Origin of the sequence: Knoellia altitudinis (assembly GCF_042666355.1) — a bacterium.
GTDB lineage: Bacteria > Actinomycetota > Actinomycetes > Actinomycetales > Dermatophilaceae > Knoellia > Knoellia altitudinis.
This window is the reverse complement of record NZ_JBHTDK010000001.1, coordinates 805,399-824,573: the sequence shown is the minus strand read 5'-3', so window position 1 is coordinate 824,573 and position 19,175 is coordinate 805,399. Positions and strand designations below refer to the sequence as shown.

Here is a 19,175-nt window from a genome sequence, read left to right as displayed (position 1 = left end):
GGTCACCCGGTCATGCGGCAGGCGGTGGTCGGGGTGGTGGTGAGGGAAGGGTGGATTTGGTCGGCGGACGCTCCCGCGTCTACTGTGTCCCTTGACCAAAGACCGCCGGTTGTCGGGTGCATCCGCACCAGACCGAAGGTTCCGCGAGAGCGGGCAACCAGCGCAGGCCGAGCTTCAACCACAGGTGACCTCAACCGTCACGTCTGCTTGAGCCCCGCGCCCTGCGCTGGGGCTCATTTCTCTTTCGTGGACCTTCACCGCTGGTCGTACCGACGGAAGGAGGCCCGAATGTCTCGTGCAGACAAGACCGCGGCGATCGCCGAGCTCGCGGAGAAGTTCCGTAGCTCCAACGCCACTGTCCTCACGGAGTACCGCGGGCTCTCGGTGAAGCAGATCACCGACCTTCGTGGCGCCCTTCGTGGCAACGCGACCTACGCCGTGGTCAAGAACACGCTGACCGAGCTCGCCGCCAAGGAGGCCGGAGTCACGGCCTTCGACGGGCAGCTCGTCGGACCCTCCGCCATCGCCTTCGTCGATGGCGACCCGGTCGAGGCCGCCAAGGGCCTGCGTGACTTCGCCAAGGCAAACCCCCTCCTCGTGATCAAGAGCGGCCTGCTCGACGGCAAGGCGCTCTCGGCCGCGGAGATCACCAAGCTCGCGGACCTCGAGTCCCGCGAGGTGCTCCTCTCCAAGCTGGCCGGCGCCCTCCAGGCATCGCTCAGCCAGGCTGTCTACCTCTTCGCCGCGCCGCTGTCGCAGACCGCTCGGGTCGTCGACGCACTGCGTGCCAAGGTCGAGACCGAGGGTCCGGCTGTCGCCGCTCCCGAGGCCGAGGCCGAGCCCGAGGTCACTTCCGAGGAGACCCCCGCCGACGCCGCACCTGCGGCCGAGGCAACCCCAGACGTCGCCACGGGTGGCGACGACGCCTGAGACCCGGCACACGCTGAGGTCCCAGGAAAAACACCACCGCCACTCACGGCATACACCGAAGTAGAAAGGACGCCATCATGGCCAAGCTCAGCACCGACGAGCTCCTTGAGGCCTTCAAGGAAATGACCCTCATCGAGCTCTCTGAGTTCGTCAAGCAGTTCGAGGACACCTTCAACGTCACCGCCGCCGCGCCTGTCGCGGTTGCCGCAGCCCCCGCCGGTGGTGGCGGCGACGCCGCCGCCGCGGAGGAGCAGGACGAGTTCGACGTCATCCTGACCGCCGCCGGCGACAAGAAGATCGCCGTCATCAAGGAGGTCCGTTCGCTGACCTCCCTCGGTCTCAAGGAGGCCAAGGACCTCGTCGATGGCGCCCCCAAGGCCGTCGTCGAGAAGGTCGACAAGGCCACGGCCGACAAGGCCAAGGAGCAGCTCGAGGCCGCAGGCGCGTCCGTCGAGGTCAAGTGACCTGAGCCTCCACCGAGGCTGAAGCACTCCGCGAACGGGCGGGATGGATCCTCTGGATCCGTCCCGCCCGTTCCGCATGTCCGGGGTCCCGGCGGGCCTCAGATGCCGGGTATGCCGGGTGGGCGCTTGACGTGCGCCGCTGCGCCAGTCATCCTTTCCGGGTCACACCGTGCGCTTCTCGCACACGACGGTGGCCGGACCCGCGTCCCGCACTCCCTGCGGGATTGGACAGGGTTGGACTGTTGCGCCCTTTTTGGTCTATGCTGTTGCTTTGCCCTGCCCATGACCTCCCTCCGCTCTCGTCGAGCGACCTCCGCCGTGCCCCTGCCGCATCCCGGCTACTGCACGGGGAGTTCGGTTCACTGATGTGAGCGGACTGGTCCTGGGCCGTGCGACCACCGTAAAAACACATGGCCAGTGGAAGGACCATCCTTGGCTGCCTCGCGCACCGCGTCCAAGATCGTGACCACCGCAATGACGGCTACGGGCCGTCTCTCGTTCGGCAAGATCCGTGAGCCCATGGAGGTCCCCGACCTCCTCGCACTCCAGACCGAGAGCTTCGACTGGCTCCTCGGCAATGAGCGGTGGCAGGAGCGTGTCGCAACGGCGCGCGCTGCCGGCCGCGACGACGTCCCGGAGCGTTCGGGTCTCGAGGACATCTTCGAAGAGATCTCCCCGATCGAGGACTTCAGCGGCTCCATGTCGCTCTCGTTCCGCGACCACCGCTTCGAGGAGCTCAAGTACTCCATCGAGGACTGCAAGGAGCGCGACCAGACCTACTCCGCGCCCCTGTTCGTCACCGCGGAGTTCATGAACAACACCACGGGTGAGATCAAGAGCCAGACCGTCTTCATGGGCGACTTCCCGCTCATGACCGAGCGCGGCACGTTCATCATCAACGGCACCGAGCGGGTCGTCGTCTCGCAGCTCGTCCGCAGCCCGGGCGTCTACTTCGAGCGCACTCCCGACAAGACGTCCGACAAGGACATCTACACCGCCAAGATCATCCCGAGCCGTGGCGCCTGGCTCGAGTTCGAGATCGACAAGCGCGACATGGTCGGCGTCCGCGTCGACCGCAAGCGCAAGCAGTCGGTCACCGTCCTCCTCAAGGCGCTCGGCATGACCGAGGCGCAGATCCGTGAGGAGTTCGCCGGCTACGAGTCGATCGAGCTCACCCTCGACAAGGACAACACCGAGGGCCAGGACGACGCGCTGCTCGACATCTACCGCAAGCTCCGTCCGGGCGAACCGCCCACCCGCGAGGCCGCGCAGAACCTGCTCGACAACCTCTACTTCAACGGCAAGCGCTACGACCTGGCCAAGGTTGGTCGCTACAAGATCAACAAGAAGCTGGGCATCGAGGGCGAGCTCACCGACTCCACGCTGAACGTGGGCGACATCGTCGCGACGATCAAGTACATCGTGGCCCTCCACAACGGCGACGAGACCCTGCCGGGCCGTCGCAAGGGCGAGGACGTCGCGATCCGCGTCGAGACCGACGACATCGACCACTTCGGCAACCGTCGTCTGCGCAACGTCGGCGAGCTCATCCAGAACCAGGTCCGCACGGGCCTGTCGCGGATGGAGCGCGTCGTCCGCGAGCGGATGACGACCCAGGACGTCGAGGCGATCACGCCGCAGACCCTGATCAACATCCGCCCCGTGGTGGCCTCGATCAAGGAGTTCTTCGGGACCTCGCAGCTGTCGCAGTTCATGGACCAGAACAACCCGCTCTCCGGGCTGACGCACAAGCGTCGTCTGTCCGCGCTGGGCCCGGGCGGTCTCTCCCGTGACCGCGCCGGCATGGAGGTCCGTGACGTCCACCCGTCGCACTACGGCCGCATGTGCCCGATCGAGACCCCTGAGGGTCCCAACATCGGTCTGATCGGCTCGCTCGCGTCCTACGGCCGCATCAACGCCTTCGGCTTCATCGAGACCCCCTACCGCAAGGTCACCAAGGGTCGCATCACCGACGAGATCCACTACCTGTCGGCTGACGAGGAGGACGAGCACGTCATCGCCCAGGCGAACGCCGCGCTCGACACCACCGGCGAGCGGTTCTCCAGCGAGCGAGTCCTCGTGCGCATCAAGGGTGGCGAGGTCGAGTACATCCCGGCCGACGACGTCGACTACATCGACGTCTCCGCCCGTCAGATGGTCTCGGCCGCGACCGCGCTCATCCCGTTCCTCGAGCACGACGACGCCAACCGTGCGCTCATGGGTTCCAACATGCAGCGTCAGGCGGTGCCGCTGGTCAAGGCCGAGGCCCCGCTCGTCGGCACCGGCATGGAGCTGCGCGCCGCGGTCGACTCCGGTGACGTCGTCGTCGCCGAGAAGGCGGGCGTCGTGACCGAGGTCTCGGCTGACCTCGTCACCGTCGCTGCCGATGACGGCACGTCGCGCACCTACCGGATCGACAAGTTCACCCGGTCCAACCAGGGCAACAGCTACAACCAGCGCGTCATCGTCTCCGAGGGTGACCGCGTCGAGCAGGGTGCCCTCATCGCCGACGGTCCTGCGACCGACGGCGGCGAGATGGCCCTGGGCCGCAACCTCCTCGTGGCGTTCATGCCGTGGGAGGGCCACAACTACGAGGACGCGATCATCCTCAGCCAGCGTCTGGTGCAGGACGACGTCCTCTCCTCGATCCACATCGAGGAGCACGAGGTCGACGCCCGCGACACCAAGCTCGGCCCTGAGGAGATCACCCGCGACATCCCCAACGTCTCCGAAGAGGTCCTCGCCGACCTCGACGAGCGCGGGATCATCCGCATCGGTGCCGAGGTCCGCGACGGAGACCTCCTCGTCGGCAAGGTCACGCCCAAGGGTGAGACCGAGCTGACGCCGGAGGAGCGACTGCTCCGTGCGATCTTCGGTGAGAAGGCGCGCGAGGTTCGCGACACGTCCCTCAAGGTGCCTCACGGCGAGACCGGCACGGTCATCGGCGTCAAGGTGTTCGACAAGGACGAGGGCGACGAGCTGCCCCCGGGCGTCAACCAGCTTGTACGCGTCCACGTGGCCAACAAGCGCAAGATCACGGACGGCGACAAGCTCGCCGGTCGTCACGGCAACAAGGGCGTCATCTCCAAGATCCTCCCCGTCGAGGACATGCCGTTCCTCGAGGACGGCACGCCGGTCGACGTCGTGCTCAACCCGCTCGGTGTCCCCGGCCGCATGAACATCGGCCAGATCCTCGAGCTGCACCTGGGTTGGGCCGCGAGCCGCGGCTGGGAGATCGTGGGCAACCCCGAGTGGGCCAACCTCATCCCGGACGACGCCCGTTCGGCGCAGCCCGGCACCCGTGTCGCCTCGCCCGTCTTCGACGGCGTCCGCGAGAACGAGATCGTCGGTCTGCTCGACAGCACCCGCGAGACCCGTGACGGCGTCCGTCTCATCGACGGCTCCGGCAAGACGCCGCTCTTCGACGGCCGCTCCGGCGAGCCGTACCCGGAGCCGGTGTCGGTGGGCTACATGTACATCCTCAAGCTGCACCACCTCGTGGACGACAAGATCCACGCACGCAGCACGGGTCCGTACTCGATGATCACCCAGCAGCCGCTCGGCGGTAAGGCCCAGTTCGGTGGCCAGCGCTTCGGTGAGATGGAGGTCTGGGCACTGGAGGCCTACGGCGCGGCCTACGCGCTGCAGGAGCTGCTCACCATCAAGTCGGACGACGTCAACGGTCGCGTGAAGGTCTACGAGGCCATCGTCAAGGGCGACAACATCCCCGAGCCCGGCATCCCCGAGTCCTTCAAGGTGCTCATCAAGGAGATGCAGAGCCTGTGCCTCAACGTCGAGGTCCTGTCCAGCGATGGCCAGGCGATCGAGATGCACGACGCCGAGGAAGATGTCTTCCGCGCGGCCGAGGAGCTCGGGATCGACCTGTCGCGCCGCGAGCCCAGTTCGGTCGAAGAGGTCTGATCGGTATGCCGTGTGCTCCCGTTCGCGGAAGCGTCCGGTGCGCGCACGGCATACCCAGCCTCTCCTGACCAACCCCCAGACTTAAGCAAGAGCAACGAGAGAAGGAACCACGTGCTCGACGTCAACTTCTTCGACGAACTGCGCATTGGCCTCGCCACCGCCGACTCCATCCGTGAGTGGAGCCATGGTGAGGTGAAGAAGCCCGAAACCATCAACTACCGCACCCTCAAGCCCGAGAAGGACGGACTCTTCTGCGAGAAGATCTTCGGCCCGACCCGGGACTGGGAGTGCGCGTGCGGCAAGTACAAGCGCGTCCGCTTCAAGGGCATCATCTGTGAGCGCTGCGGCGTCGAGGTGACCCGTGCGGCCGTGCGTCGTGAGCGGATGGGCCACATCGAGCTCGCCGCCCCCGTCACCCACATCTGGTACTTCAAGGGCGTCCCGTCACGCCTGGGCTACCTCCTCGACCTGGCGCCGAAGGACCTCGAGAAGGTCATCTACTTCGCCGCCTACATGATCACGAGCGTCGACGTGGACCAGCGCCACGCCGACCTGCCCTCGCTCGAGGCGCAGATCGAGGTCGAGAAGAAGGAGCTCGAGAACCGTCGCGACGCCGACGTCGACACGCGCGCCAAGAAGCTCGAGGGCGACATCGCCGCGCTAGAGGCCGAGGGTGCCAAGTCCGACGCCAAGCGCAAGGTCCGCGACTCCGCCGAGCGCGAGATGAACCAGATCCGCAAGCGTGCGGACGCTCAGGTCGAGCGTCTTGCGCAGGTGTGGGACCGGTTCAAGAACCTCAAGGTCCAGGACCTCGAGGGCGACGAGATCCTCTACCGTGAGATGCGTGACCGCTTCGGTCTGTACTTCGAGGGCGGCATGGGTGCCGCGGCGATCCAGAAGCGTCTGGAGTCCTTCGACCTCGAGGCCGAGGCCGAGCTCCTCCGCGAGATCATCGCCACGGGCAAGGGTCAGAAGAAGACCCGCTCGCTCAAGCGCCTCAAGGTCGTCTCGGCCTTCATGACGACGACCAACAAGCCGGCCGGCATGGTCCTCGACGCGGTGCCGGTCATCCCGCCGGACCTGCGCCCGATGGTGCAGCTCGACGGTGGCCGCTTCGCGACGTCGGACCTCAACGACCTCTACCGTCGCGTCATCAACCGCAACAACCGCCTCAAGCGACTGCTCGACCTCGGTGCACCCGAGATCATCGTCAACAACGAGAAGCGGATGCTGCAGGAGGCCGTCGACAGCCTCTTCGACAACGGTCGTCGTGGTCGCCCGGTCACGGGTCCCGGCAACCGTCCGCTCAAGTCGCTGTCCGACATGCTCAAGGGCAAGCAGGGGCGGTTCCGTCAGAACCTCCTCGGCAAGCGCGTCGACTACTCCGGCCGTTCGGTCATCGTCGTCGGCCCGCAGCTCAAGCTGCACCAGTGCGGTCTGCCCAAGCAGATGGCCCTCGAGCTGTTCAAGCCGTTCGTGATGAAGCGCCTGGTCGACCTCGACCACGCGCAGAACATCAAGTCGGCCAAGCGCATGGTCGAGCGTCACCGTTCCGTCGTGTGGGACGTCCTCGAAGAGGTCATCACCGAGCACCCGGTCCTGCTCAACCGCGCTCCCACCCTGCACCGCCTCGGCATCCAGGCCTTCGAGCCCCAGCTGGTCGAGGGCAAGGCCATCCAGATCCACCCGCTCGTCTGCACCGCCTTCAACGCGGACTTCGACGGCGACCAGATGGCCGTGCACGTGCCGCTCTCCGCGGAGGCGCAGGCCGAGGCCCGCATCCTCATGCTGTCGAGCAACAACATCCTCAAGCCGGCTGACGGTCGTCCCGTGACCATGCCGACCCAGGACATGATCATCGGCCTCTTCCACCTGACCTCGCCCATCGAAGGCAGCCAGGGTGAGGGTCGGGTCTTCTCCACGGTCTACGAGGCCCGCATGGCCTTCGACGCCGGTGAGATCCTGCTGGGCACGCCCGTCAAGATCCGTCTGCACCACGTCGTCCCGACGCCGGGCGCAGTCCTCCCCGAGGGTGTCGTGCCCGACGACGAGGGGTTCGTCGCCGAGTGGCTCGCGGACACGAGCCTGGGCAACGCGCTCTTCAACGAGACGCTGCCGATGGACTACCCCTACGTCAACGACAAGGTCGACAAGAAGCGTCTCTCGACGATCGTCAACGACCTCGCCGAGCGCTACAGCAAGGTGCAGGTCGCGGCCTCGCTCGACGCGCTCAAGGAGTACGGCTTCCACTGGGCCACCCGGTCCGGCATCACGGTCGCCATCTCCGACGTCGTGACGCCGCCGAAGAAGCTCGAGATCCTCGAGGGCTACGAGGTCAAGGCCACCAAGGTCCAGGTCCAGTACGAGCGCGGTCTCATCACCGACGACGAGCGTCGTCAGGAGCTCATCGAGATCTGGACGCAGGCCACCAACGAGGTCGCCAAGGAGATGGAGGCCAACATCCCGGCCACCAACACCATCTTCCGCATGGTGTCCTCGGGTGCTCGCGGTAACTGGATGCAGCTGCGCCAGATCGCGGGTATGCGTGGGCTGGTGTCCAACCCGAAGGGTGAGATCATCCCGCGTCCGATCCGCGCGAACTTCCGCGAGGGTCTGTCGGTGCTCGAGTTCTTCATCTCCACACACGGTTCACGCAAGGGTCTCGCCGACACGGCGCTCCGTACGGCCGACTCGGGATACCTCACGCGTCGTCTCGTCGACGTGTCGCAGGACGTCATCATCCGTGAGGACGACTGTGGCACCGACCGTGGTCTGGCCATGCCGATCGCCGCGACCGACGAGCGCACGGGCAACCGCACGGTGCACGACGACGTCGAGACCTCGGTCTACGCCCGCACGCTCGCCGAGGACGTCGTCAAGGACGGCGAGACGCTCGCAGAGGCCGGTATCGACCTCGGTGACCTCGTCATCGGTGCGCTCTTCGCCGCTGGCGTCGACAGTGTCAAGGTCCGCTCGGTCCTGACCTGTGACAGCAAGGTCGGCACGTGCGCGCTCTGCTACGGCCGCTCGCTCGCGACCGGCAAGCTCGTCGACATCGGCGAGGCCGTCGGCATCATCGCGGCCCAGTCGATCGGTGAGCCCGGCACGCAGCTGACGATGCGTACCTTCCACACCGGTGGTGTGGCCGGTGACGACATCACCCAGGGTCTGCCGCGTGTGGTCGAGCTCTTCGAGGCACGCACCCCCAAGGGTGTCTCGCCGATCGCCGAGGCCAGTGGCCGCGTCACGATCGACGAGACCGACAAGGCCCGTCGCATCCTGCTCACGCCGGACGACGGCTCAGAGGAGCACGCCTACCCGGTGAGCAAGCGCGCGCGCCTGCTCGTCACCGACGGTCAGAGCGTCGAGGTCGGAACCCAGTTCACCGTGGGTTCGATCGACCCGAAGCAGGTGCTGCGCATCCTCGGTCCGCGCAAGGTGCAGATGCACCTCGTCGACGAGGTCCAGCACGTCTACCGCCAGCAGGGTGTGTCGATCCACGACAAGCACATCGAGGTCATCGTCCGGCAGATGCTGCGCCGGATCACGATCATCGAGGCCGGCGACGCGGACCTGCTTCCGGGCATGCTCGCCGAGCGTGGTCGCTTCGAGGACGAGAACCGTCGCGTCGTCTCCGAGGGCGGCACCCCTGCCTCGGGTCGCCCCGAGCTCATGGGTATCACCAAGGCCTCCCTGGCCACCGAGTCGTGGCTCTCCGCGGCCTCGTTCCAGGAGACCACCCGCGTCCTCACCGAGGCCGCCATGGAGGGCAAGTCCGACACCCTCCTCGGCCTCAAGGAGAACGTCATCCTCGGGAAGCTCATCCCGGCCGGCACAGGTCTGCTCCGCTACCGCAACATCAACGTGGAGCCGACCGAAGAGGCCAAGGCCGCGATGTACTCGATGCCGAACTACGACGAGTTCGCCTACCCGGCCTTCGGTCCGGGTTCCGGCGAGGCCGTCCGGCTCGACGACAGCGAGCTCGGTCTGGACCGGCTCTGAGGTTCTGAGCCGCTGAGACGCAAGGGCGGGTATGCCGTGTGGTCACCACACGGCATACCCGCCCTTCGTCGTCCCTCGAGTTGCCGGCGTCTGCGCGGACGCGACGAGGTGAGAGGGTTGAGCCCATGCGCGACGACATGATCATCCGGCGCGAACGCGTCGAGGACCACGCGGGCATCGCCGCGCTCCATGACGACGCGTTCCCGCGGGTCGAGGGGGCGGCTCGCTCCGTCGAGTCGGCACTGGTCGACGAGCTCCGAGGTGACGGTGACGTCATCGAGGAGCTCACCTTCGTCGCCGAGCTTGATGGAGAGGTCGTCGGCCACGTCATGTGCTCGGCGGCGACGCTGGGGGAGGGGACGTCCGTCGGCCTCGGTCCGATCGCGGTTGCCCCGGCCCTGCAGCGGCAGGGCATCGGTGCCGCTCTCATGGCCTCGGTGATCGCCTCGGCCGAGCAGCGAGGCGATGCCGCGATCGTGCTCCTCGGCGACCCCGGGTACTACGCACACTTCGGCTTCGTGGCGGCGTCCCGACATGGAGTCGACTCACCACGGCCGTGGGAGGACGCGCACTTCCAGATCAAGACGCTGCGCGCCTGGCGCGCTGAGCAGGGTGGCCCGTTCCGCTTCGCCCCGGCTTTCGAGCGCCTCGACGCCTGAGGGGAGCACGACTCGTGAGCCGCCACCGGGCCATGTCTCCACCCCACCATCTGCCTGGTTTCGCTGACCACGTCTCCGCAGGTGAGCGGCCTAACTGCAGGTCAGAGGCTTAACTGCAGGTGGGGGGCCCATTTGGGTCTGGTAATGACTAGTTCGGCTGGGCTAGCGTCCGAAGCAGCACGGTACGTCCCTACGGGGCCTCCCTCCCCGTCGTACCGTCAGGGGAGTGTGGACATGCGCGTCACTCGAGTTCTCGTTCCGATCGTGGCGGCACTTGCCGCCGTCGCAGTAGCCGGGCCACCGGCATCTGCGGTCACACCCGCATCCGCAGCGACAAGTACGCGGGCGGCCGCGGCCGAAGGAACCAAGATTGGGTTCCAGTCCTCCGCCTTCGGTACCTATGTCACCGCCCTGGATGCCACTATCCGCTCGGGTCCCACCAGTTCCGCCTCCATCACGTGCACGACCGTGACAGGACTCACCCGCACCAATACCGTCGCCACGGCCACCCTTCCAGGGGTCGGACAGGCCGGTGGTGTGAATACCAAGGTCACAACGTCAATCTCAGGTGAGACGCGGTCAACGACGTCCACGTCGACGGTGACCGGTGTCAATCTGCTCAACGGCGCCGTCGTCGCCGAGGCGATCGCGGTCAGCGCCACTGCCTCAAGCACGGGGGGAGTCGCGACCACCAGTGGGTCAACGACCCTTACTGGCCTGAAGGTCGGGGGAACGAGCGTCGCGGTCGACGTGGCGCCGAACTCGCGTATTGCCCTCAACGTGGGAGGTCAGCGGGTAGGCACAGTCATCCTCAACCACCAGGTCCGCTCGACGGCCAACGGCATCAACAACATCTCAGTCCGCGGCATCTACATCACTCTGTTCGCCACCAACCCGTTCGGGCTGCCGGCGTCCACGGCCATCTATATCGGTGGGGTCAACGCCGCCGTCACCACGCCCCGCGTCGCCTTCTCCGGAGGTAGCGGCTGGGGTCTGTCAGCATCGGCGCTGAACGGCACCGCTGTCGTGGGCCGCCAACCTCACGTCGGTGTTCCTTGTTTCGGTGGGACGGCCAGAGGCAGTCTCGCCACGATCACCCGGGACCCGCTCGTCTCGACGGGGAACACGCAGGTGACCACGTTCTCGGCTGGCACCTCGACGACGGCCACCAGCAAAGTCGTCAGCTCCGTCGCCCAGCCCTCGATCCTTGGTGGCCTCATCACCGCGGACGCGATCGTCGCCGAAGCACAGACGACTCGCACGGCGACCGGCTTCATCGGGACCGCCGACCGGTCGAAGTTCGTCAACCTTCAAGTCGCAGGTCTTCCGTTGATCACGTCCGACGTGCGACCCAACACCACCATCAACCTGCCCGGACTCGGGTCTGTCACCTTCCGCAAGGTCACCCGCACACCCACCGGAATCCAGGTGGTCATGCTCGAGATCACGCTGTCCAGCAGCATCGCTGGGCTCCCGACTGGCACGATCGTCCAGGTGGCTGGAGCCGACACCAAGGTCCTTCTCTGAGCTGAAGGGCTGAGGATCGCGCAGGTCCCCGCATCGCTCGACGATGCGGGGACCTGTGTCGTCCGGGGCGCTAGCCCCAACGGGTGCTCTGCACCCGTGCGCGATTTGGTGCGCTCACGGCATACCGGTATCGTTGGACACCGTGTCTGGCTAGGCCCAGACGTTGGTCAGGAGCAGGGCGCTGAGCGCTCGGAGCACTTGGCCGCCCACCTTTCGCCGGGCACCCCACACCACGACCGAGTCACGTCACTGTGATGCGGGCTGGAGCGGGGGATGCAGGGGAAAGCACCTGGTGCGACACGCCCGACCACGGGGGTCGAGCACCAGACACCACAAGGAGTTGCGGCAGCCGCCGTGACATTGACCAGACAGACAAAGGATCCAGGTTGCCTACCATCAACCAGCTGGTGCGCAAGGGCCGGCAGGACAAGGTCACGAAGACGACCACTCCTGCTCTCAAGGGCTCTCCGCAGCGCCGCGGCGTGTGCACGCGTGTGTACACCACCACCCCCAAGAAGCCGAACTCCGCGCTCCGCAAGGTCGCGCGCGTCAAGCTGACCTCCGGCATCGAGGTCACCGCCTACATCCCCGGTGAGGGTCACAACCTCCAGGAGCACTCCATCGTGCTCGTGCGTGGTGGCCGTGTGAAGGACCTCCCCGGTGTCCGCTACAAGATCATCCGCGGCTCGCTCGACACCCAGGGTGTCAAGGGCCGCAAGCAGGCTCGCAGCCGTTACGGCGCCAAGAAGGAGAAGAAGTAATGCCCCGTAAAGGCCCCGCTCCGAAGCGCCCGCTGCTCATCGACCCGGTCTACCAGAGCCCGCTCGTGACCCAGCTGGTCAACAAGATCCTCCTCGACGGCAAGAAGTCGATCGCCGAGACGATCGTCTACGGCGCCCTCGAGGGTGCCCGCGAGAAGTCCGGCACCGACCCCGTGCTGCTTCTCAAGCGCGCGCTCGACAACATCAAGCCGACCCTCGAGGTCAAGTCCCGCCGCGTCGGCGGTGCGACCTACCAGGTCCCGATCGAGGTCAAGCCCAACCGCGCCGTGACCCTGTCGCTGCGCTGGCTCGTCGGCTACTCGCGTCAGCGTCGTGAGAAGACGATGACCGAGCGCCTCATGAACGAGATCCTCGACGCCTCCAACGGCCTCGGCGCGGCAGTCAAGCGTCGCGAGGACACGCACAAGATGGCCGAGTCCAACCGGGCCTTCGCGCACTACCGCTGGTGACTGGCCGGTATGCCGTCCGCGCACCAGGGCGGACGGCATACCGGACCACGCAGTTCCGTTGGAACTGCCACCGCACGACCGCACGACACAGCACGCAGAACTTCCGCAACGAGCGAGATGAGATAACCGAGTGGCACTCGACGTCCTGACGGATCTGACCCAGGTCCGCAACATCGGCATCATGGCCCACATCGACGCCGGCAAGACGACGGTGACGGAGCGCATCCTCTTCTACACCGGTGTCAACCACAAGATCGGTGAGACGCACGACGGCGCCTCCACGACCGACTGGATGGAGCAGGAGAAGGAGCGCGGCATCACGATCACGTCCGCCGCCGTGACCTCCTTCTGGGGCAAGAACCAGATCAACATCATCGACACCCCCGGCCACGTCGACTTCACCGTCGAGGTCGAGCGCTCGCTGCGCGTCCTCGACGGCGCGGTCGCGGTGTTCGACGGCAAGGAGGGCGTCGAGCCCCAGTCCGAGACCGTCTGGCGTCAGGCCGACAAGTACAACGTCCCGCGCATCTGCTTCGTCAACAAGATGGACAAGCTCGGCGCCGACTTCTATTTCACCGTCGACACGATCAAGGACCGTCTCGGCGCCGAGCCGCTCGTCATCCAGCTGCCCATCGGCGCGGAGAACGACTTCCTCGGCGTCATCGACCTGGTCGAGATGCGCGCGCTGGTCTGGCCCGGTGACTCCAAGGGTGACGTGACCATGGGCGCTAAGTACGAGGTCCAGGAGATCCCCGCGGACCTCCAGGCCAAGGCCGACGAGTACCGGCACCACCTCATCGAGCGCGTCGCCGAGTCCGACGACGTCCTCATGGAGAAGTACCTCGGTGGCGAGGACCTCACGGTCGCCGAGATCAAGGCCGGCATTCGCACGCTCACCGTGCGTTCCGAGCTCTACCCGATCCTCTGCGGCTCGGCCTTCAAGAACCGTGGCGTCCAGCCGATGCTCGACGCGGTGGTCGACTACCTCCCCTCGCCGATCGACGTCCCTCCGATGGTGGGCCACAAGGCCGGCAACGAGGACGTCGAGATGACCCGCAAGCCCAGCAGGGACGAGCCGTTCTCCGCGCTGGCCTTCAAGGTCGCGACGCACCCGTTCTTCGGCACGCTCACCTTCATCCGCGTCTACTCCGGCCGCATCGCCGCCGGCTCGCCGGTGGTCAACACGACCAAGGGCAAGAAGGAGCGCGTCGGCAAGCTCTTCCAGATGCACGCCAACAAGGAGAACCCGGTTGACGAGGCACTGGCAGGCCACATCTACGCAGCGATCGGCCTGAAGGACACCACGACGGGCGACACCCTGAGTGACCCCGACCAGCAGATCGTGCTCGAGTCGATGAGCTTCCCCGACCCGGTCATCCAGGTCGCGATCGAGCCGAAGACCAAGAGCGACCAGGAGAAGCTGTCCACGGCCATCCAGAAGCTCTCGGCCGAGGACCCGACCTTCCAGGTCCACCTCGACGAGGACACCGGCCAGACGATCATCGCCGGCATGGGCGAGCTCCACCTCGACATCCTCGTCGACCGGATGAAGCGCGAGTTCAACGTCGAGGCCAACGTCGGCAAGCCGCAGGTCGCCTACCGCGAGACCATCAAGGGCACCGTCGAGAAGCACGACTACACCCACAAGAAGCAGACGGGTGGCTCGGGTCAGTTCGCCAAGATCCAGATTCGCCTGGAGCCCCTGGACACGACCGAGTCCGGCGAGCTCTACGAGTTCGAGAACAAGGTCACCGGTGGTCGCATCCCGCGCGAGTACATCCCGTCGGTCGACGCCGGTATCCAGGACGCCATGCAGTACGGCGTGCTCGCGGGCTACCCGCTCGTCGGGATCAAGGCCGCGCTGCTCGACGGCGCCTACCACGACGTCGACTCCTCGGAGATGGCGTTCAAGATCGCTGGGTCGATGGCACTCAAGGAGGCCGTCCGCAAGGCCGACCCCGTGATCCTCGAGCCGATGATGGCTGTCGAGGTGCGCACGCCCGAGGAGTACATGGGCGACGTCATCGGCGACATCAACTCGCGCCGTGGCCACATCCAGGCCATGGAGGACATCAGCGGAGCCAAGGTCGTCAAGGGCCTGGTTCCCCTGTCCGAGATGTTCGGCTACGTCGGAGACCTCCGGTCGAAGACGCAGGGCCGGGCGAACTACTCGATGGAGTTCGACTCCTACGCGGAGGTTCCCAAGTCCGTGGCCGAGGAGATCATCGCCAAGACCCGGGGTGAGTGACCGCTAGACTGGTCGCTGGTCCGGATCTGGGCACGACGTCGACACGCCTGGCCGTGTCGACTTGGGTTCCAGTTCAACCACATGCACAACCCCAGAACGACGCCACGTCCTGCACGGCCGTGAAGCGTTTCACCAAAGAAGAGTCCTGAGGAGGACAAAAAGTGGCGAAGGCAAAGTTCGAGCGGACCAAGCCGCACGTCAACATCGGCACCATTGGTCACATTGACCATGGGAAGACGACGCTGACGGCTGCAATCTCCAAGGTCCTGCACGACAAGTATCCGGACCTCAACCCGCAGTTCGCGTTCGACGACATCGACAAGGCACCCGAGGAGAAGCAGCGCGGCATCACCATCTCCATCGCGCACATCGAGTACCAGACCGAGAAGCGTCACTACGCCCACGTCGACTGCCCCGGTCACGCGGACTACGTCAAGAACATGATCACCGGTGCCGCCCAGATGGACGGTGCGATTCTCGTCGTCGCCGCCACTGACGGCCCGATGCCGCAGACCAAGGAGCACATCATCCTGGCCCGCCAGGTTGGTGTCCCCTACATCGTCGTGGCGCTCAACAAGGCCGACATGGTCGACGACGAGGAGATCCTCGAGCTCGTCGAGATGGAGGTTCGTGAGCTGCTCTCCGCCTACGAGTTCCCCGGCGACGACGTCCCCGTGGTCAAGGTCTCGGCGCTCAAGGCGCTCGAGGGCGACGCCGAGTGGGGCCAGACGGTCATGGAGCTCATGGACGCGGTCGACGAGTCGATCCCGGAGCCCGAGCGCGACATCGACAAGCCGTTCCTCATGCCCGTCGAGGACGTCTTCACGATCACCGGTCGTGGCACCGTCGTCACCGGTCGTATCGAGCGTGGCGTCCTGAACGTCAACGAGGACGTCGAGATCGTCGGCATCCACGAGGGTCCCGCGACCAAGACCACGGTCACCGGCATCGAGATGTTCCGCAAGCTCCTCGACGAGGGTCGTGCGGGCGAGAACGTCGGCCTGCTCATCCGTGGCATCAAGCGCGAGGACGTCGAGCGCGGCCAGGTCATCTGCAAGCCGGGCTCGATCACCCCTCACAAGAACTTCGAGGCGAACGTCGTCATCCTGTCCAAGGATGAGGGTGGCCGTCACACGCCGTTCTACGACAACTACCGTCCGCAGTTCTACTTCCGTACCACGGACGTCACCGGCGTCGTCAAGCTGCCCGAGGGCACCGAGATGGTCATGCCCGGCGACAACACCGAGATGTCGGTCGAGCTGATCCAGCCGATCGCCATGGAAGAGGGCCTCAAGTTCGCCATCCGTGAGGGTGGCCGGACCGTCGGCGCCGGTCGCGTCACCAAGATCACCGCGTGATCTGAGCGACCGACTGCGTCCCTGACGCACTCGAGAAGGGCCCCACAGCACTCCGGTGCTGTGGGGCCCTTCCGCGTGCCTGGTCTCTGGCCGGTGGGAAACTCGCGTGCGCTCGTGCGCGCGGAGGCCCTTCACTGATGCGTATGCCGCGCACCTGGTCCGATCTTGACGCTCTGCCTCCCGCGGCAGGGGAGTGGCTGCTGCCGCGACTGGGCGCTTTCGACACGGTGGGGGGGCTCGTCGCGACGGACTTCGGCGCCTATGCCGTGGTGCCGCACTACCCGGCGGACCCCGCGGGTGGAACCGCCGAGATTCTCGACCCGATGGATGCTGACGTTCTACGGGGGTGCCTCGGACGGCGCGGCAGTGCTGAACCCGGGAACCGGGGAGGAACGACAGGTCGAGCCACCGCTGGGTCGTGAGGTCATCGAGGCTCCTCGGCTGGTGCTCCCCGGTCGCTCCTACACCCTCTTCGATGCCCACCTGGACGACCTGGACGACCTCGATGTCGGCAACGGGTCGATCTGGAGCATGGTGCCCGACCTGTTCTGGCCCCGGACCCACGAGTGGCTCGTCGGCGGGGACACCGACATCGCAGCGACGTTCGTCGCCGGCTCCGTGGGCCTCGTCGCGCGGGTCCTGTCCGCCCTTTCGCGAGCTGCTCCTGTCACACCGGAAGAGGCGTTGTCACCGTGGGCCGAGCGGGAGCGGGTCGGCTGGCCGAGTTGCCGCCGGGTTTGACAGGTTCGTGACAGGTACGGCATACGGTCGCCCCAGTTCGGGCGTCGACTGTGGAGGACGCAAGCTCGACCAACTCGGGTCGACTGCGACGAGAGGAACCCCTCATGCCCAAGTTCACGACGTCCACCGCACTGGCCGGTGTGGCCGGCGCAGCCGCTGTGACGCTGGCTGGATTCGGAGCCAGTGCCGCGCTCGCCGAGACCACGCCCACCCCCACGCCCAGCTCGTCCTCCGCGACGGGCACGCAGCCCGACACCGGCAACCCGCCCCGAGGTGGCGGTCGCGGTCACGGACCCGGTGGCATGAGGGGCGCCGACGCCGGCGCCCTGGCGCAGGCCCTGGGCATCGACGAGGCCAAGGTCCAGGCCGCCATCGAGAAGGTGCGCGAGGCGAACAAGCCCACCGAACGGCCGGCTGAGGGCACCAGGCCCAGCGAGGCCGACCGCGCAGCCCGGCAGGCGGCATTCGTGACCGCCCTCGCCAAGGAGCTCGGAGTCGAGGAGGGCAGGGTCACTGCCGCTCTGGAGGACCTGCGTGCCGCCCGCACCGCGGAGCACCGCGCCGCCCTCGGTGAAAAGCTCGACGCAGCGGTCACCGCCGGGAAGCTCACCGAGGCCGACAAGGCCTCCGTGCTCAAGGCGCTCGACGCAGGCGTCCTCGGAGGCGGGCCCCGCTGACGTCGTCCGGAGCTCCCCCGAGCGACACCGAGACCCTCGCGGGGTGCCTTCCCGCGGGGGTTCTCGGATGCGTTGCGCGACGAGCATCCGACGCGCCACAGGAACCGGTATGCCGGTCGGCCCCGACCCGATTTGGTAGGTCGCCCCCCGCTCTGGCACTATTGTCCAGTTGCTTGGTGTGGGACGCACCCCTCGACCACTCGTCGGGTCTGGACCACCACTGCACGTGAGAACACCTCGAACCGGTCAAGCCGGGGCGACACACGGCAGGCAGAGCAGCTCCGGTCCACCGGAGTTCCGATTCACCTGATGGCTCGTCGCAGGAATGCGCATGCCGTCGGGCCGCGGAGCGGGCGCGACACGCCCGACCTCGGGGGTCGGACCCAGGACCGACCTGAGACAGAAGTAAGAAGACGGCGAGAGAGAGACGGAAGCCAAGATGGCGGGACAGAAGATCCGCATCCGCTTGAAGTCGTATGACCACGAGGTCATCGACAACTCGGCGCGGAAGATCGTCGACACGGTGACCCGTGCCGGCGCAACGGTGGTCGGCCCGGTGCCGCTGCCCACGGAGAAGAACGTCTTCGTGGTCATCCGTTCGCCGCACAAGTACAAGGACAGCCGCGAGCACTTCGAGATGCGTACCCACAAGCGCCTCATCGACATCATCGACCCGACGCCCAAGGCCGTCGACTCGCTGATGCGTCTCGACCTGCCGGCGGACGTCAACATCGAGATCAAGCTCTGAGGTTGACGACATGACTGACATTGCAACCAAGATCCAGAAGGGCGTGCTGGGCAAGAAGCTCGGCATGACCCAGGTGTGGGACGCCGACAACCGGCTCATCCCCGTCACCGTCATCGAGGCCGGCCCCTGTGTCGTCACCCAGGTGCGCAAGACCGAGACCGACGGCTACGCCGGTGTCCAGATCGCCTTCGGTGCGATCGACCCGCGCAAGGTGACCAAGCCGCTCACCGGCCACTTCGAGAAGGCCGGCGTCACGCCGCGCCGCCACCTCGTCGAGCTCCGCACCGCGGACGCTGCCGAGTACTCGCTGGGCCAGGAGCTGACCGCCGGGACGTTCGAGGCCGGTCAGGCCGTCGACATCTCCGCGACCACCAAGGGCAAGGGCTTCGCCGGTGTCATGAAGCGTCACGGCTTCCACGGCGTCTCGTCCTCCCACGGCTCGCACAAGAACCACCGCAAGCCGGGCTCCATCGGTGGCTGCGCCACCCCGGGGCGTGTCTTCAAGGGCATGCGCATGGCCGGCCGCATGGGTGGCGTGCGTCAGACCACCCAGAACCTCACGATCCACGCCGTCGACGCGGACAAGGGGCTGCTGCTCGTCAAGGGCGCCGTCCCCGGTCCCCGCGGTGCGGTCGTGCTCGTCCGCAACGCCGTGAAGGGAGCGTGACC

Annotated in this window: 14 protein-coding genes; all 14 read left to right on the top strand. The window is 66.6% G+C overall.

Annotation, left to right across the window (positions count from 1 at the left end; translation table 11 throughout):
• Nucleotides 1-288 precede the first annotated feature (288 nt).
• The 14 genes from rplJ (at nt 289) to rplC (ending at nt 19,173) form a co-directional block, all read left to right on the top strand.
• Nucleotides 289-930 (top strand): 50S ribosomal protein L10, encoded by a 642-nt coding sequence (gene rplJ / locus ACFQW8_RS03840; RefSeq protein WP_380085642.1) that lies wholly within the window; start codon nt 289-291, stop codon nt 928-930.
• 77 nt (nt 931-1,007) lie between these two features.
• Nucleotides 1,008-1,394, top strand: coding sequence for a 50S ribosomal protein L7/L12 (gene rplL, locus ACFQW8_RS03835; protein WP_380085641.1), 387 nt, complete (start codon nt 1,008-1,010; stop codon nt 1,392-1,394).
• A gap of 432 nt (nt 1,395-1,826) precedes the next feature.
• The gene (gene rpoB, locus ACFQW8_RS03830) at nt 1,827-5,315 is read left to right on the top strand and encodes a DNA-directed RNA polymerase subunit beta (protein ID WP_380085640.1); all 3,489 of its coding nucleotides are present in this window, start codon (nt 1,827-1,829) and stop codon (nt 5,313-5,315) included.
• Nucleotides 5,316-5,426: 111 nt separating this feature from the next.
• Nucleotides 5,427-9,317 (top strand): DNA-directed RNA polymerase subunit beta', encoded by a 3,891-nt coding sequence (locus tag ACFQW8_RS03825; RefSeq protein ID WP_380085639.1) that lies wholly within the window; start codon nt 5,427-5,429, stop codon nt 9,315-9,317.
• A 125-nt stretch (nt 9,318-9,442) separates the two neighbouring features.
• Nucleotides 9,443-9,976, top strand: a complete 534-nt coding sequence (locus ACFQW8_RS03820) for a GNAT family N-acetyltransferase (RefSeq protein WP_380085638.1) — start codon at nt 9,443-9,445, stop codon at nt 9,974-9,976.
• Between the two features lie 144 nt (nt 9,977-10,120).
• Nucleotides 10,121-11,503: a choice-of-anchor P family protein gene (locus ACFQW8_RS03815; protein WP_380085637.1), complete on the top strand. Its 1,383-nt coding sequence runs from the start codon at nt 10,121-10,123 to the stop codon at nt 11,501-11,503.
• 386 nt (nt 11,504-11,889) lie between these two features.
• Nucleotides 11,890-12,264: a 30S ribosomal protein S12 gene (rpsL, locus tag ACFQW8_RS03810; protein ID WP_009775972.1), complete on the top strand. Its 375-nt coding sequence runs from the start codon at nt 11,890-11,892 to the stop codon at nt 12,262-12,264.
• Nucleotides 12,264-12,734, top strand: a complete 471-nt coding sequence (rpsG, locus tag ACFQW8_RS03805) for a 30S ribosomal protein S7 (RefSeq protein WP_353952854.1) — start codon at nt 12,264-12,266, stop codon at nt 12,732-12,734. Before rpsL ends, rpsG begins: the two co-directional genes overlap by 1 nt.
• A 130-nt stretch (nt 12,735-12,864) precedes the next feature.
• Nucleotides 12,865-14,982: an elongation factor G gene (fusA, locus tag ACFQW8_RS03800; protein WP_380085636.1), complete on the top strand. Its 2,118-nt coding sequence runs from the start codon at nt 12,865-12,867 to the stop codon at nt 14,980-14,982.
• A 161-nt stretch (nt 14,983-15,143) separates the two neighbouring features.
• Nucleotides 15,144-16,340: an elongation factor Tu gene (tuf, locus tag ACFQW8_RS03795; protein WP_380085635.1), complete on the top strand. Its 1,197-nt coding sequence runs from the start codon at nt 15,144-15,146 to the stop codon at nt 16,338-16,340.
• 327 nt (nt 16,341-16,667) lie between these two features.
• Nucleotides 16,668-17,081 (top strand): hypothetical protein, encoded by a 414-nt coding sequence (locus ACFQW8_RS03790; protein ID WP_380085634.1) that lies wholly within the window; start codon nt 16,668-16,670, stop codon nt 17,079-17,081.
• A gap of 104 nt (nt 17,082-17,185) precedes the next feature.
• A complete protein-coding gene (locus tag ACFQW8_RS03785; protein WP_380085633.1) occupies nt 17,186-17,758 on the top strand; it encodes a hypothetical protein in 573 nt (190 codons plus the stop codon).
• Between the two features lie 439 nt (nt 17,759-18,197).
• Nucleotides 18,198-18,506, top strand: coding sequence for a 30S ribosomal protein S10 (rpsJ, locus tag ACFQW8_RS03780; RefSeq protein ID WP_009775966.1), 309 nt, complete (start codon nt 18,198-18,200; stop codon nt 18,504-18,506).
• A 10-nt stretch (nt 18,507-18,516) separates the two neighbouring features.
• Complete coding sequence (gene rplC / locus ACFQW8_RS03775) at nt 18,517-19,173, top strand: 50S ribosomal protein L3 (RefSeq protein ID WP_380085632.1); 657 nt, start codon at nt 18,517-18,519, stop codon at nt 19,171-19,173.
• Nucleotides 19,174-19,175: the final 2 nt, after the last annotated feature.

Excerpts from the sequence above, each read along its gene's own strand:
- rplJ (WP_380085642.1), top strand. The coding sequence starts at position 289 with ATGTCTCGTGCAGACAAGACCGCGGCGATCGCCGAGCTCGCGGAGAAG.
- rplL (WP_380085641.1), top strand. The coding sequence starts at position 1,008 with ATGGCCAAGCTCAGCACCGACGAGCTCCTTGAGGCCTTCAAGGAAATG.
- ACFQW8_RS03820 (WP_380085638.1), top strand. The coding sequence starts at position 9,443 with ATGCGCGACGACATGATCATCCGGCGCGAACGCGTCGAGGACCACGCG.
- ACFQW8_RS03815 (WP_380085637.1), top strand. The coding sequence starts at position 10,121 with ATGACTAGTTCGGCTGGGCTAGCGTCCGAAGCAGCACGGTACGTCCCT.
- rpsG (WP_353952854.1), top strand. The coding sequence starts at position 12,264 with ATGCCCCGTAAAGGCCCCGCTCCGAAGCGCCCGCTGCTCATCGACCCG.
- ACFQW8_RS03790 (WP_380085634.1), top strand. The coding sequence starts at position 16,668 with ATGCTGACGTTCTACGGGGGTGCCTCGGACGGCGCGGCAGTGCTGAAC.
- ACFQW8_RS03785 (WP_380085633.1), top strand. The coding sequence starts at position 17,186 with ATGCCCAAGTTCACGACGTCCACCGCACTGGCCGGTGTGGCCGGCGCA.
- rpsJ (WP_009775966.1), top strand. The coding sequence starts at position 18,198 with ATGGCGGGACAGAAGATCCGCATCCGCTTGAAGTCGTATGACCACGAG.
- rplC (WP_380085632.1), top strand. The coding sequence starts at position 18,517 with ATGACTGACATTGCAACCAAGATCCAGAAGGGCGTGCTGGGCAAGAAG.